This window comes from Hymenobacter seoulensis (assembly GCF_054780535.1).
This window is the reverse complement of sequence record NZ_BAAGWD010000002.1, coordinates 45,179-58,753: the sequence shown is the minus strand read 5'-3', so window position 1 is coordinate 58,753 and position 13,575 is coordinate 45,179. Positions and strand designations below refer to the sequence as shown.

Below are 13,575 nucleotides of genomic sequence, written 5' to 3'. Positions count from 1 at the left end.
TTTACCCGGGAAAGCCTCGTATTGGTACTAGCTTTCCCACTTATTCAACCTGCGCCGCCTGCGAAAAAGACAACAACTGGCGGCCCGTTTTCTACATGAAAGAAAAAGACGACTCCGCCGCCCCCCGCGCCCCACGCGCGAAGGCGGCTCGCGGCGAGCAAGCCGCTGCTGCTATTAGCAAGGACCTGGTGTTTCGCATTTTCCGCGACAACCCCGACAAAGTCTTTGCCTACCGCCAACTCTCCCGCCGCCTCGGTGTCACGACCAAAGAGCAGCGCGACGAGATTTTTAATCACCTCAAGGCCCTCAAGAAAAGCGGCCTGCTTACCCTGCTTCAGAACGACGAATATCGGCTGACTGACCCAGGTGCTGCCCGCGCGGCTACCGAGCCCGCTGGCGGCCGCAAAACGCGCCGCAACGACCAGGAACCATTCGCTAGCCCCCGCAAAGCGGGCCGGCCTATGGAAACGGAATTCGGCCAAGATCCCGTGGTGCACCGCCGCCGCGAGGCAGGCTTCGACTTCCCGAATGCCGATGAGCCTACCACCCCACGCCGCGGCCACCGCGAGCCAAGCGGCGAAATCATTACGGGTACAGTGGCCTTGGCTACTGATAAGTTTGCCTTCGTCATTAGTGAGGAAAGCGAATCGGATGTGCGCGTATTCACCGACCGTCTGAAGTTTGCCATGCACGGCGACACGGTGCGGCTACGCCTGCGCGGCTCCCGCGACGGTCGCCCTGTCGGCGACGTGGTGGAAGTACTGAACCGGGTACGTCCGGAGGTTGTCGGTCGCCTCCAGATACAAGGCGGCATGGGCTTCGTGAAGCCCGACAACCGCAAGCTGTACTTTGATGTGTTCGTGCCCTTCGAGAACATGCACGGCGCCAACCACGGCGAGAAGGTGCTGGTGCGCGTGACGGAGTTTCCGGACCAAGACGGTGGCCAGCTGCCCGTAGGCGAGGTAGTGCGCAGCTTCGGTCAGGCCGGCGAAAACGAAGCCGAAATCAACGCCATCATGGCCGAGTTTGGGCTGCCATTTGAATTCCCCGCTGAGGTGGAGGAAGAGTCGGAAGGCATTCCGGAGAAGATTCCGGCTAGTGAAATTGAGCGCCGCCGCGACTTCCGCAACGTCACCACGTTCACCATTGACCCGGCCGACGCCAAGGACTTTGATGATGCTCTGTCCATTCAGAAGCTCGAAAACGGGCACTGGGAAATTGGGGTGCACATCGCCGACGTGACGCACTACGTGAAGCCCGGCATGGCCCTGGAAAAAGAGGCCCGCTACCGCGCTACCTCGGTGTACCTCGTAGACCGCGTAATTCCGATGCTGCCCGAGCGCCTGTCCAACGGCCTCTGCTCGCTGCGCCCGAACGAAGACAAGCTGACGTTCTCGGCCGTGTTTGAGCTCGACGAGAACGGTAAGCTCTACAGCTCGTGGTTTGGCAAAACCATCATTCACTCCGACCGTCGCTTCGCTTACGAAGAGGCCCAGGAGCGCATTGAAGGACTGGACTCCGACTACTCAGCAGAGATTGTGCTGATGAACGACATCGCCAAGAAGCTGTGCGCGGCCCGCTTTAAGCAGGGTGCCATCAGCTTCGAAACCCAGGAGGTGAAGTTCAAGCTCGATGAGAATGGCAAGCCCCAGGGCGTGTATGTGAAGGAGCGCAAGGACGCCCACAAGATGATTGAGGAGTTCATGCTGCTGGCCAACCGCAAGGTGGCTGAGTTCGTGTTCAAGCTCAAGAATCGGAAGCCCCGCTTCACGATGGTGTACCGTGTGCACGACGCCCCCGACGAGGAGCGCCTACAGAACTTTGCTCTCTTCGCCCTGAAGTTTGGCCACCAGCTCGACCTCACGAATCCGAAGAAGCTGAGCACCGAGCTGAACGATTTGAGCAGCGAAGTGGTAGGCCGGCCGGAGCAGAACGTTATCCAGAACCTGGCCATTCGGACCATGGCGAAGGCCACGTACACCACCGATCCGCGCGGTCACTTTGGCCTGGCCTTCGAGCATTATTCGCACTTCACCTCGCCCATCCGCCGGTACCCCGACATGATGGCGCACCGCCTGCTGGAACACTACCTGGAAGGTGGCAAGAACATGGAGGCGGAGCCTATCGAGGAAGAATGTAAGCACTCCTCGGAGCGCGAGAAACTGGCCGCCAACGCTGAGCGGGCAAGCATCAAGTACAAGCAGGTGGAGTTCCTGCAGGACCGCATCGGCGACACCTTTACGGGGGTAGTTTCGGGCCTGACGGAGCGCGGCCTCTACGTCGAGATTGAGGAGAACAAGTGCGAAGGCATGGTTCGGGTAGCCGACATTCCGGGCGACTTCTTCGAGCTCGATAAGGACAACTACCGCCTCGTGGGACAACGCACCAAGCGCTTCATTCAGTTCGGCGACGAGCTGCAGGTAATCGTGAAATCGGCCAACCTGCTCGACCGCACCATTGACTTCGAGCTGGTAGACGACCGCCCCGATTTTGTGAAGCGTCGCGAGCAGGAGCAGCAAACCAGCCGCCGTGGCTACCGCCCCGAGCGGAGCACCAGCGGCAAGCCCGGCGGTGGCCGCGAGAAGCGCCGCCGGTAACGGTAGGTTTGACCCCAGTAATGGCCTAGTCTTTCCTAGTTGCCTTCCCTAGCCCCGCTAGAAACGTAAAGCCCCTGACGGTAGAACATTCGTCAGGGGCTTTGTATTTCTAGCGGGGCTAGTACTGCTTCGGGCAGTATGCTGCCTTCCCAACTCGCTCCTCCGTACCTTGCCTACCTGAACCTTTAGCCGTTTCTGTGGACCTTTCTTTCTTCAGCAATAAACTCTCGGCCGGCCTCGCTGGCCTTTCTTACGGCGAGCAGCCCCAGGCCCTCTACGAGCCCATTCGCTACATCATGGGGCTGGGCGGTAAACGCATTCGGCCCCTGCTCACGCTGCTTGGCGCCCACCTCTTCACCGATGAGCTAGACGGCATCGTAAAGCCTGCCTTGGCCACTGAGGTCTTCCATAACTTCACCCTCCTGCATGACGACCTGATGGACCAAGCGCCCTTGCGCCGCGGCCAGGCCACCGTGCATGAGAAGTGGAACCCTAACGTGGCCATTCTGAGCGGCGACGTGATGCTGGTGCGCGCCTATGAGATGTTCCTCGATGTGAAGCCAGAGCTGCTGGCCCACGTGCTGCGCCGCTTCTCCCAGACCGCCGCCGAGGTGTGCGAAGGCCAGCAGTGGGACATGAACTTCGAGACGGAAACCGAGGTCAGCATTGCGCAGTACCTAGATATGATTCGGCTGAAGACGGCCGTGCTGCTGGGCTTTGCCTTGGAGCTAGGTGCCCTGCTCGGTGGCGCCTCGCGTGCTGATGCCGACCATCTGCGCCAGTTCGGAGTTGGTATTGGCCTAGCCTTTCAGCTCCGCGACGACCTGCTGGACGTGTACGGCGACGCGGCCACCTTCGGCAAGCGCGTAGGCGGCGACATCGTGAGTGATAAGAAAACCTTTCTGCTGCTCACGGCCCAGGCACAGGCCAGCGAAGTGCAGCGCGCCGTACTAGTCCGCCACATCGGCCAAACCGTGCCCGATGCCGATGCCAAGGTGCTAGCGGTACGCGCTATCTATGATGAGCTCGAAATTCGCCCTCAGACGGAGGCTCTCATCAATGACTACTTCCTGGATGCTCTGCAGCATCTGGATCGTGTAGAGGCCCCCGAAATGCGTAAAACGCCCCTTCGTGAACTGGCTCTGCAACTCCTCGATCGGCAGCAGTAGCCCGGCTGAGCTGGCCTTGGTTATCAGGCAATTGGTATACTAGTGCTGACCGGGCGTATCACCCGGTCAGTTTCGTTTTCTCTTTTACCCTCTCCCTTGATGTTTTCTTTAAGCCCAACCCTGTTGCTGGTCGGCCTGACCTGCGCCATTTCCATGTACGCCTGGTCGAATCCGCAACTAATGGACAGCTGGATTCTGGAGCCCTACCGCGTAAAGCGCAACAACGACTGGTACCGCTTCGTCACGTCCGGTTTTTTGCACGCCGACTGGGGCCACCTGCTGTTCAACATGTTTGCCTTCTACTCCTTTAGCCAAGTAGTGGAATCCATTTTTCGGGGTGAGTTTGGTGATAGCACGGGCATCCTGTACTTCCTACTGCTCTATATCGGGGGCATTGTGGTATCTGATATCCCTACGTACATGCGCCACCGCGACGACCCGAGCTACCGAAGCTTAGGCGCTTCGGGAGGGGTAGCGTCGGTCATCTTCGCGGCCATCGTGTTCAACCCGATTGGTGGTATTCGCATTTTCCCTATTCCGGTCGATATCCCGGGCTTCATCTTCGGGTTCCTGTACCTTGCCTATTCTTACTATATGGGCCGGCGCCGGGGCGATAATATCAACCACGATGCCCACTTCTACGGTGCATTGTATGGAGTTGTCGTCACGTTGCTGCTAGTGCCAAGAGCAGCGCCTCTTTTCTGGGACCAAATCCAGCAATATATTAATTAAGTTATTGATTAACAGTCACTTGCGGCTATACAAGGGTTGAGTAAATATCCATTTCAGGCGATGTGCGTACAGATTGGCATTACTCTCCACCATTCTACACACTCCCTGCACCATGAATAAGCTCCTTGCCCTTTCGAATCGGATTCCATCTATGGCCATCATGCTCTCCTTGCTGGCCATGCCTTTCTTGACAGCTTGTGGTAGTGGTCGTCGCGCTAACGGCTCACTATCCATATTTGGTGTTATCTACTTGATCGTAGCAATAGCTGCTTTTCTAAGCCTGATTAAGCAAGACTGGTCAATCGGCAAAAAGATTATCTGGGGTCTGATCATTTGGTTCTTCCCCTTCGGTGGTTCCATCATCTACTTCCTGTTTTCCGGACGGAGATAAGCAAGCCACTTGTTAATAACACAAAGCCCCGCTGCTCACGATGAGTAGCGGGGCTTTGTGTTATAAGCTGGCCTAGTAAATTCTAGCGGCCTGTCAGTCGCCGCTTCTCTAGCCGGGTTACGTGTTTTAGAATCTCAGCCGTATTGGTGATTTCTGTTGCCTGCCAGTGGTCGCCTTGGTTGCGCATCTTCACTTCCAGTACCAGGGTAGTGTCGTAGCGAGGCTGTGTAAACTCCAACCCGATGAACGCTTGTTCGCCTTCCTCGCGGGTATACTTCAGCCCCTTAAACTTGCTATCGGAGCTTACTACCTTGCCGGCCAGCCCCAGTACTGAAACACCCAGTAGGTTGTTCGGAGCTGCTGCCACGGCTGCTTCTGCTGAGCCGGTTTCAACGTAGCGCCGTACTTCTGCCCGGGCAGCCTGCGCTATTTGCGGCTTCAGCAGGGCTAGGGTTCCTTTCAGGGCTAAGCCTCCTAGGTCCAGTGACCCTAGTACCGCTTCCTGTTCGGTCACTTGGTCTACTAGGTTCCGGGTTACACTGCTCACATCTACGTAGCGTTCAAAAGTGGCCGCGTCGTGATCTTTAACTGCTTTGGCCGCTTGCAGAAGTGAGTACTCGGGTCCGGTGCTCAGCTTACGGTAGTAGAGGTAGCCGGCTAGCGCCAGCCCAAGTAAGAGTAGCGCCAAGATGGTTTTTTTCATGGTATGCAGAAGTAAGTAGGCTAATGCCGTACACGGGTAAAACGGATGGTGATCTGTGGAAAGCAAAGATGATGCTCGTGTCATCATGCCACGCGCCGTCGCTTGTCTCTGTACGTTGGTTTCCCGCTTTGTATGATAACATCCTCTCGCTTTCCGGAAGTACATGGCCACCGTGGCTGCCGCGGGCTCCGGCCCGAAAACACCCTGCCAGCTTTCCTGCATGCAGTGCGGTTAGGGGTTGATGTACTGGAAATGGACGTGGTGATTTCCGCCGATAATCAGGTCGTCGTATCGCATGAGCCCTGGATGTCGGCTACTATTTGCCGGTTGCCATCAGGGTTGCCCATTGCAACGGAGCAGCAACGCTACTACAACCTCTACGCCTTGCCCTACGCTGAAACCCGCCAGTTTGATTGCGGCCTCACACGTCATCCGCTCTACCCCGAGCAAGTTTCTGAGCCGGCCTACAAGCCCTTGCTCCGGGAGGTCATTCTGGCTGCTGACACCTTAGCCCACACGCTTGGTCGGGCTCCTGTTCGCTACAGTATAGAGCTCAAAAGCGAACCTTCCACTGACGGGGTTTTCCATCCTGCTCCTGCTCGTTTCCTGGAGTTAGTGCTAGGCGAGCTGCAGGCTATAGGCGCCTTGCCTCGCACTACCTTGTTGTGCTTTGATAAGCGGGTACTCCAAGTAGCAAAGCAGGTCGTGCCGCAGCTTCCCGTTTGCCTTCTGGTAGAAGACCAGCGGCCTCTGTCTGCTCACCTTTCTGAGCTTGGATTTCACCCCTCCATCTACGGCCCAAACTTCCGGTTGCTCACCCCTGAGCTGGTGGGCGAGTTGCAGCGCCTAGACGTGGGCCTAGTTCCCTGGACGGTAAATGAACCTGCCGATCTGCTCCATATTCTGTCCTACAACCCCACAGGTATTACCACTGATTTCCCCGATCGGCTGCTGGCGCTTCGGTCTGTTTAGATCACCTGCCACTTGCCATAATACAAGCTGCAACTGCTGTTGTGGCTTGTATCATCATGTCTGTACAGAGCTGCGGTTTGCTACTCTGCTTTGCCTAGTCTTTTAGATATCCATAGTAGCATAGATACCTCTGTCTGTTACAGCGTACAGCTGTTACAATGTTTTGTGTTACAAGTTTCGTGATACAATGTGTATTATGTAATTATGTGTATCTTGTGTAAAGTGTATTATAGTTACACTGAACTGAGTGTAACGGCTAGTATGTTTTGTGTCAGTTACACCACCTGTATTGCTTACATGTGACACATTCTTATATTTACAGACCCATCTCATGTTACTCATTGCTATATGTCTCATCAGGGCGAAATACTGCAGGAAGCCATTAAAAACAGCGGAATATCTATTACGCGTATCGTGGACGAGCTGGGTATTACACGTCCTACCATCTACCGTAAATTCAAAGAGGAGACACTTGATTACGGTTTTGTAAAACGAGTTGGTGAAATTATATCACACGATTTTTCTCAAGATTTTACTGTGTTACAGCAGGCAACTTTGCCATTTACAAGCAACAGTGTTACAAACGTTGTATCTGTAATGCCAGATCGTGTTGTAACGCCACGTAACACAGTGTCTGCTGTAACAGAACCTGACTTGTTAAAGCAGCTTATGGCTCTTCAACAGAAGTATATTGCCCTTCTAGAGGCTTATAATGAGCTTTTATTAAAAGTGTATGGCCCTAAGTGACAAAAGTGTTCCACGTGAAACATTTTTGTTCGCTAGTAAGTAGCCACCTGAGCCTTTAAGCTGCTCCTTGTATCCCACTACTGAACACCTAAATCAAAAGTGAACAGTCGGGCTTGTGGAAAGAGGGAGAGGTAGTTTGAACACCGATCTATCGGCCCAGGCACAATGACCAAACTGGCCACGGGAGGGTAGGGTAGAAGACAGACCACCCTAGCTCTCGCACTCAACACAACTACCCTTATCGTGACCAATACTAGCCTCCCAGATTTCCGAGCAGTGTCGTACTCTCGGGTTACTCTTACCGAGCTCATGATACCGTCGTACGCCAACTTTGGTGGTAAGATCCACGGTGGAATTTTGCTTTCTCTGATGGACAAGGTGGCTTATGCTGCGGCCTCCAAACACGCCGGTAATTACTGCGTGACGGTAAGCGTAGATGGAGTTAATTTTCTGCAGCCAGTGGAGGTAGGGGAACTGGTATCATTACTGGCCTCCGTGAATTACGTGGGCCGCACCTCGCTGCTCGTAGGTATCAAAGTAATTGCGGAGGATGTACGCTCCGGAATAGTGAAGCATACCAACACCTGCTACTTCACTATGGTGGCCAAGGATGATGACGGCAAGCCGACGCGAGTGCCCGGCTTGCTCTTGGAAACTCCAGATGATACGCGCCGCTTTGTGGAAGCTATCAAGCGCCGGGAGTTCAAGGAGCAGTACCGCTTGGAGTTCGATACTATCCGGACGGAGCTGGCCACAGAGCAACAGCTGCATCTGCTACAAGACGAGCGTTGCCAGCTGGGGTACTAAGGGCAAGAAGAGGAAGAAGCGGCACTCCAGCCTCCGCTTGAGTAGAGGTAGTAATAATAGCCAGAAGAGGCCTGCCTATAAAGAGCAGAGCAAACCCAGTACTTCCACAACAAGCAAGGAGGCCTATTGAATAAAGTGAGCAATGAAGTCAATCCAATGCCCAAGGATTAGGTCCTCCGAGGTAGTGCCTATGGCATGACCTAAAGTGAGGTTCATGCTAGAGCACCAAGTAATCGTTTAGCTGAACCTGGATACTGATAGGATGAAGCAACAGATGGGCTCCCAGAGATAAACGGTGTTCAACTGCTTTCGCAACAGCAAGGAGGAGCAACACGCGCTAGATGCCTATGGGCCGACAAGTGTTAAAGCCGCAAAAGGCAAGTGAGCCTACAGGAATACTACCTCCTGAATAATGTCTTCTCCTACCTCGGCATTAAGGATTTCCAACACCCGCGTCTTCGCCATCACAAGCTCATGCTTTAGGGGCGCCGAGGACAAGCGCACAAACAGCTTGCTATTGCTCACGTAAATCTGCTGGGTTTTCATGGCTACGGCTTTGCCCATTACCCGCTCCCAGCTGGCCACTACCGTCACCTCGTTTAGCTTACCCTGCAGCCGATAGGTGCGGAGCAAAGCAGTAATTCCATCCTTAAGCGGTACAATATCAGACTTACGCGAATTTTCGGAAGAATAAGGTTTTTTTATTGCCATTGCCGTAATTAACGCGCGAAGAAACTCGCTATTGGTAAGTAGTTACAAAGGTACCTACCTCAACAGCTAAAGCGGCGTTACTACCCCAGAATCAACCCGAAACCGGCGGATATCTTCTGACAAGGAAGCCAATACCCGGTCAGTTCGCTCCAGATGCGTATCCGTCAGGAAAATCTGGCCGAAGGTGTGGTTGGCTACCAGCTGCATCAGGCGCGTAATGCGTTTCTCATCGAGGCGGTCGAAAATATCGTCGAGTAGGAGCAGGGGCTTGTGCTGCTTGTGGTGGGCTAGTACTTCAAACTGGGCCAGCTTAAGAGCAATAGCAAACGACTTCTGTTGACCCTGGGAGCCATAGCCTTTCACGGCTAAACCATCCATCAGAAACGTGACATCATCTTTGTGCGGCCCCATAGTAGTGCGCTGCAACGTGATGTCTTTGCGCTCCTGTAAGCGCAGCAGCTTAAGGAAGTCGGCGCCCGGCAAGTCGCTCTTATAGGTAAGCGTCACTTGCTCGCGGGCATCAGCTAACTGCTCATAGTGGCGCTGGAACACGGGCTCAAACTCAGCCAGGAAAGCCAGCCGCCTAGCTACGAGTTGCTCACCAACCGGAGCCAACTGCTCATCTAACACGAGGAGGTAGTCACGGTCGTACCCTGCTTGGCGGTCGGCGGCTAGCTTCAGAACGGAGTTGCGTTGCTTTAATAGATGCGAGTACCGGATAAGGTTCTCTAGGTACTCATGGTCGAGCTGAGAGATCAGGCTATCGAAATACTTGCGGCGCTCTTCACTGCCCTGCCGGATCAGGTCCGTGTCGTAAGGAGAAATGAGCACCACCGGATATCGCCCGATGTGGTCCGAGACTCGGTCGTAGGGTTGCTTGTTGTGGGTTACTACTTTCTTCTGGCCTAGGCGCAGGCTGCACTGGATGGCTTCAGCCTTCTCAGCAGGCGTCGTCCTGAATTTACCTCGCACCACAAAGAATTCTTCTCCCTGCTTTATTGTCTGAGTATCGGAAGACGTGAAAGCGCTTTTCGTGAGCGAGAGGTAATGGATGGCATCCAGCAAGTTGGTTTTGCCGCTGCCATTATCCCCGATAAAGCAATTGATATGCGGCGAGAGTCCCAGATTGGCTTCTTCGTAGTTTTTAAAGAAGAGCAGGTGAAGGGTTTCTAGTATCATGCTTTGGGTTCGGAATTGCAATCCTTTTACGTACTTTCGCATCCCAAACGCGAACAACCGAAAGCAAGATGGCGGAGACGAAAGTAAAGGCTGCCCCGAAGGCTTCCAATTCGACGAAAAAATCGTCGGCACCGAAAGCTGCCTCTAAGGGCAAGGCTGCTACCGATACGGTAAAACAGCCTGATCCGGTATTACCCCCCGCCAATGGCGAGGCCAAGGAAGCTACCGGCGCTCCTAAAGCAACTACTCCGGCCAACCCGGAATTTCCGAAGGAGACCTATATGCAGTGGTATGAGCAAATGCAGCTCATGCGTAAATTTGAAGAGAAAGCCGGCCAGCTTTATGGCCAGCAGAAAATCAAAGGATTCTGCCACCTCTATATTGGTCAGGAAGCGTGCGTAGCCGGAGCTGTATCGGCTCTGACCAAAGACGATAAGTGGATTACCGCTTACCGCGACCACGCCCACCCCTTGGCACTCGGTACCTCCCCGAACGCCATCATGGCTGAGCTGTATGCCAAAGCCACCGGTTGCTCGAAAGGCAAAGGGGGCTCCATGCACATCTTCGATAAAGAAGTGAACTTCATTGGTGGCCACGGCATCGTAGGTGCGCAGGTACCCATGGGTGCTGGTATTGGCTTTGCTGAGAAGTACAACAAAACCGGTAACCTGTGCATCTGCTACATGGGCGACGGTGCCGTACGCCAAGGCGCACTACACGAAGCCTTCAACATGGCCATGCTCTGGAAGCTGCCCGTAATTTTCGTGGTAGAGAACAACGGCTACGCCATGGGTACTTCGGTACAGCGCAGCTCCAACGTAACGGAGCTATACACTATGGGTGAAAGCTACGACATGCCATCGGAGCCAGTGAACGCCATGAACGTAGAAGATGTGCACAACGCCGTGGCCCGTGCCGCCGAGCGTGCCCGTGCCGGTGAAGGCCCCACGTTCCTGGAGTTTAAGACGTATCGCTACAAAGGCCACTCCATGAGTGACCCCGCCAAGTACCGCACCAAAGAGGAGCTGGAAGATTACCGTTCCCGCGACTCCATCGAATCTGTTCGGCACACCATCCTGACCCACAACATGGCAACGGAAGAGGAGCTGGCAGCAATTGATGAGAAGATTAAGGCGCAGGTACAGGAGTCAGTTGAGTTTGCTGAGAACTCGCCCTTCCCAACAGCCGATGAGTTGTACAAGGACGTGTACGTTCAGCAGGACTACCCCTACATCCGCGACTAACCTAGCGGAAGCATACCCGGCCAAATACGGGCCTCTACCAGAGTAATTCCATGTCGAAGATTCCTTTCACGGGCAAAAGTCCTCAGGCCCGCCAGCAGCAACAGCAGCGCGTAGTATCCTCGGATCCGCTACAACCGGCCGAAGCCTACAACCCCGAGCATCCGCTGCTGGAAGACCCCGATGCCCTGGCCACGCGCCTGGTGGAGTCGGAAGACTTTGTGCGTCGTAACAAAACTGCTCTGCTCAGCTTGCTGGCAGTGGTAGTGCTGGCAGTGGTAGGTGGCTTCGGCTACTACCTGTGGCGCGACTCGCAGGACACCAAAGGCCAGGCTGCCTTGGTACAGGCCGTGAACTATTGGGAAGCCGACTCGCTGCAGAAGGCCATGAAAGGCGACGGCCGGAACCCTGGTCTGGAGCGCGTAGCTTCGGAGTACAGTGGTACCCATGCCGGCAACCTAGCCAACTTTTATGCCGGCGCGGCCGCGTTAAAGCAAGGGCAGTTCAAGCAGGCTATTGATTACCTCGAGGACTTCACCTCCGACGATTACCTAGTACAGGCCCGGGCATACTCGCTGCTCGGCGACGCACACCTGGAGCTGAACCAGCCAAAGGAAGCAGCTGACTTCTACAGCAAGGCTGCCAACTACAAAGCCAACGAGTACTTCTCGCCCGGTTACCTGCTTAAGGAAGCTACAGCCCGCGAACTAGCCAAGGAGTATACCGAAGCCGTTGCTGCTTACGACAAGATTCTCACAGAGTATCCGGTGTCCGCAGAGGCTAACGAAGCCAAACAATATAAAGCCCGCGCCGAAGCACTAACTGGCAAATAGCCATCAAGTGTTTCAGCTAGTAGCACAAACAAGAAGAGGCAGCCCTAGGCTGCCTCTTCTTGTTTACTTCAGGCAGGAGCGGAGTGGCGTAAGCCCGTATCTTTGCTCGCAGTATTAGGCGCACCCAGCGCGTTCACCAGCGAATTTCCTGTTCATGGCCACTTCCCTCAAAAACCTGAGTGACTACACCTCTGATAACTTCATCGATATAACTGACAAGCGTTTTGGCTTGGTAGTAGCCGAGTGGAACAGAGAAATAACCGACACGCTGGCCCAAGGCGCTTACGAAACCCTGATAAAGCACGGCGCCAAGCCCGAGAATATCTTCCGCAACACCGTGCCCGGCAGCTTCGAGCTAACCTTGGGTGCCCAGTTGCTGGCCCAGCACGAAGAAATTGATGCGGTCATTTGCCTAGGGGTTGTCATCAAGGGCGAAACCAAGCACGATGACTACATCTGCCATGCCGTAGCTAGCGGCGTCACTAACGTGGGGCTGAAGTACAACAAGCCCGTTATTTTCGGGCTGGTAACGACCAATACGCTGGAACAGGCCTGGGACCGGGCCGGCGGCAAGCATGGCAACAAAGGGGTAGAGGGCGCGGTAGCAGCCATCCATATGCTCGGGTTCTAGCACCACTACTATCAGACGTGAGGTGCCAGTACTAGGCAGGTTGGGAAGCTAAACCCTCCGCAAACAGCCAGTGATAGTACCCGCCAGCTGTAAGCCAAGGTGGTTAAACAAGCAATCTGCTGAGCATAAAGCGACTTCTAACTTCACCTGGTATTGAATATCAGACAAAACTGTAGCTTTGCGCCCGAAATAGCCTGAAGGAAAAGAGTAGCTAAGCATAACTGGAAGCATCCACAAAGGCAGCCCGCTCAATGAGATAAACTTATTTGCGCGACAGGCTGTTGGGTTTTAACTGTAATGTTTGGACTTTTCGAGAGCAGGCATTCTAGCCAATCAATAATTCATATTAACCTTTCCCTGCACCAACATGAGTGAAGAATCCCTACGCTATTCCAGGGAAGAACTCGCGGAGTTTGAGCAAATCATTCAAGACAAGCTCACCGCGGCCCGCAAGGAAGTGGCATTCATTAAAGAGACGCTAAGCCGTAAAAACGATACGGGTACTGATAACACGGCTTCTTCTTCGAAGGTGTTGGAAGACGGTGCCGATACGGCTGAAAAGGAAAGCCTAAACCAGTTGGCCTCGCGCCAAATGAAGTTTATCCAGCAGCTCGAGAATGCCCTGATTCGTATCAAGAATGGTACCTACGGCGTGTGCATTGGTACAGGCAAGTTGATTCCGAAGGAACGCCTGCGTGCAGTACCGCACACCCAGCACTCCATTGAAGCCAAAATGGCTCGCCGCGACTAAAACCGCGCTGCCTTGCTTACTGCCCGGACTTGTAGCCGGCTCCCACAATTGGGGCCGTGTTGCTGGTCCGGGCACTGTTTTCAGCGCTAGGTCGTTTGCTGCTTTGAACCC

General features: G+C 54.4%; 14 protein-coding genes. 11 read left to right on the top strand and 3 right to left on the bottom strand.

From position 1 onward, the window contains the following. Positions 1 to 95 precede the first annotated feature (95 nt). The 4 genes from rnr to ACYVHC_RS08110 all read left to right on the top strand — a co-directional run bounded on the left by rnr (position 96) and on the right by ACYVHC_RS08110 (position 4,889). Positions 96 to 2,597, top strand: a complete 2,502-nt coding sequence (gene rnr / locus ACYVHC_RS08125) for a ribonuclease R family protein (RefSeq protein ID WP_460613191.1) — start codon at positions 96 to 98, stop codon at positions 2,595 to 2,597. Positions 2,598 to 2,794: 197 nt separating this feature from the next. Beyond that, entirely contained in the window at positions 2,795 to 3,766 is a 972-nt protein-coding gene (locus ACYVHC_RS08120; protein ID WP_460613190.1) for a polyprenyl synthetase family protein, read from the top strand. A gap of 99 nt (positions 3,767 to 3,865) precedes the next feature. Further along, positions 3,866 to 4,498, top strand: coding sequence for a rhomboid family intramembrane serine protease (locus tag ACYVHC_RS08115; RefSeq protein ID WP_460613189.1), 633 nt, complete (start codon positions 3,866 to 3,868; stop codon positions 4,496 to 4,498). Positions 4,499 to 4,610: 112 nt separating this feature from the next. Then, on the top strand, positions 4,611 to 4,889 hold the full coding sequence (locus ACYVHC_RS08110; RefSeq protein ID WP_460613188.1) for a PLD nuclease N-terminal domain-containing protein: 279 nt from the start codon (positions 4,611 to 4,613) through the stop codon (positions 4,887 to 4,889). A gap of 82 nt (positions 4,890 to 4,971) precedes the next feature. On the opposite strand, the gene ACYVHC_RS08105 is transcribed toward ACYVHC_RS08110, so the two are convergent. Next, entirely contained in the window at positions 4,972 to 5,592 is a 621-nt protein-coding gene (locus ACYVHC_RS08105; RefSeq protein ID WP_460613187.1) for a DUF2939 domain-containing protein, read from the bottom strand. A 132-nt stretch (positions 5,593 to 5,724) separates the two neighbouring features. On the opposite strand from ACYVHC_RS08105, the gene ACYVHC_RS08100 reads away from it, so the two are divergent. The 3 genes from ACYVHC_RS08100 (at position 5,725) to ACYVHC_RS08090 (ending at position 8,118) form a co-directional block, all read left to right on the top strand. After that, on the top strand, positions 5,725 to 6,564 hold the full coding sequence (locus ACYVHC_RS08100) for a glycerophosphodiester phosphodiesterase family protein (protein ID WP_460613186.1): 840 nt from the start codon (positions 5,725 to 5,727) through the stop codon (positions 6,562 to 6,564). A 348-nt stretch (positions 6,565 to 6,912) separates the two neighbouring features. Continuing rightward, on the top strand, positions 6,913 to 7,311 hold the full coding sequence (locus ACYVHC_RS08095; protein ID WP_460613185.1) for a helix-turn-helix domain-containing protein: 399 nt from the start codon (positions 6,913 to 6,915) through the stop codon (positions 7,309 to 7,311). A gap of 309 nt (positions 7,312 to 7,620) precedes the next feature. Continuing rightward, positions 7,621 to 8,118, top strand: a complete 498-nt coding sequence (locus ACYVHC_RS08090) for an acyl-CoA thioesterase (RefSeq protein WP_460613184.1) — start codon at positions 7,621 to 7,623, stop codon at positions 8,116 to 8,118. Between the two features lie 387 nt (positions 8,119 to 8,505). Here the strand turns inward: ACYVHC_RS08090 and ACYVHC_RS08085 are convergent, their stop codons facing one another. Together ACYVHC_RS08085 and recF are read right to left on the bottom strand one after the other, a co-directional pair. Beyond that, entirely contained in the window at positions 8,506 to 8,829 is a 324-nt protein-coding gene (locus ACYVHC_RS08085) for a DciA family protein (RefSeq protein ID WP_460613183.1), read from the bottom strand. A gap of 66 nt (positions 8,830 to 8,895) precedes the next feature. Beyond that, positions 8,896 to 10,008: a DNA replication/repair protein RecF gene (gene recF / locus ACYVHC_RS08080; RefSeq protein ID WP_460613182.1), complete on the bottom strand. Its 1,113-nt coding sequence runs from the start codon at positions 10,006 to 10,008 to the stop codon at positions 8,896 to 8,898. A gap of 281 nt (positions 10,009 to 10,289) precedes the next feature. Here recF and pdhA point away from each other — a divergent pair, with 281 nt between their 5' ends. The 4 genes from pdhA (at position 10,290) to ACYVHC_RS08060 (ending at position 13,464) form a co-directional block, all read left to right on the top strand. Beyond that, a complete protein-coding gene (pdhA, locus tag ACYVHC_RS08075; RefSeq protein ID WP_460614301.1) occupies positions 10,290 to 11,252 on the top strand; it encodes a pyruvate dehydrogenase (acetyl-transferring) E1 component subunit alpha in 963 nt (320 codons plus the stop codon). 50 nt (positions 11,253 to 11,302) lie between these two features. After that, positions 11,303 to 12,082 (top strand): tetratricopeptide repeat protein, encoded by a 780-nt coding sequence (locus ACYVHC_RS08070; RefSeq protein WP_460613181.1) that lies wholly within the window; start codon positions 11,303 to 11,305, stop codon positions 12,080 to 12,082. 154 nt (positions 12,083 to 12,236) lie between these two features. Next, positions 12,237 to 12,713: a 6,7-dimethyl-8-ribityllumazine synthase gene (gene ribH, locus ACYVHC_RS08065; protein ID WP_460613180.1), complete on the top strand. Its 477-nt coding sequence runs from the start codon at positions 12,237 to 12,239 to the stop codon at positions 12,711 to 12,713. A 367-nt stretch (positions 12,714 to 13,080) separates the two neighbouring features. Then, entirely contained in the window at positions 13,081 to 13,464 is a 384-nt protein-coding gene (locus ACYVHC_RS08060; protein WP_460613179.1) for a TraR/DksA family transcriptional regulator, read from the top strand. Positions 13,465 to 13,575 lie beyond the last annotated feature (111 nt).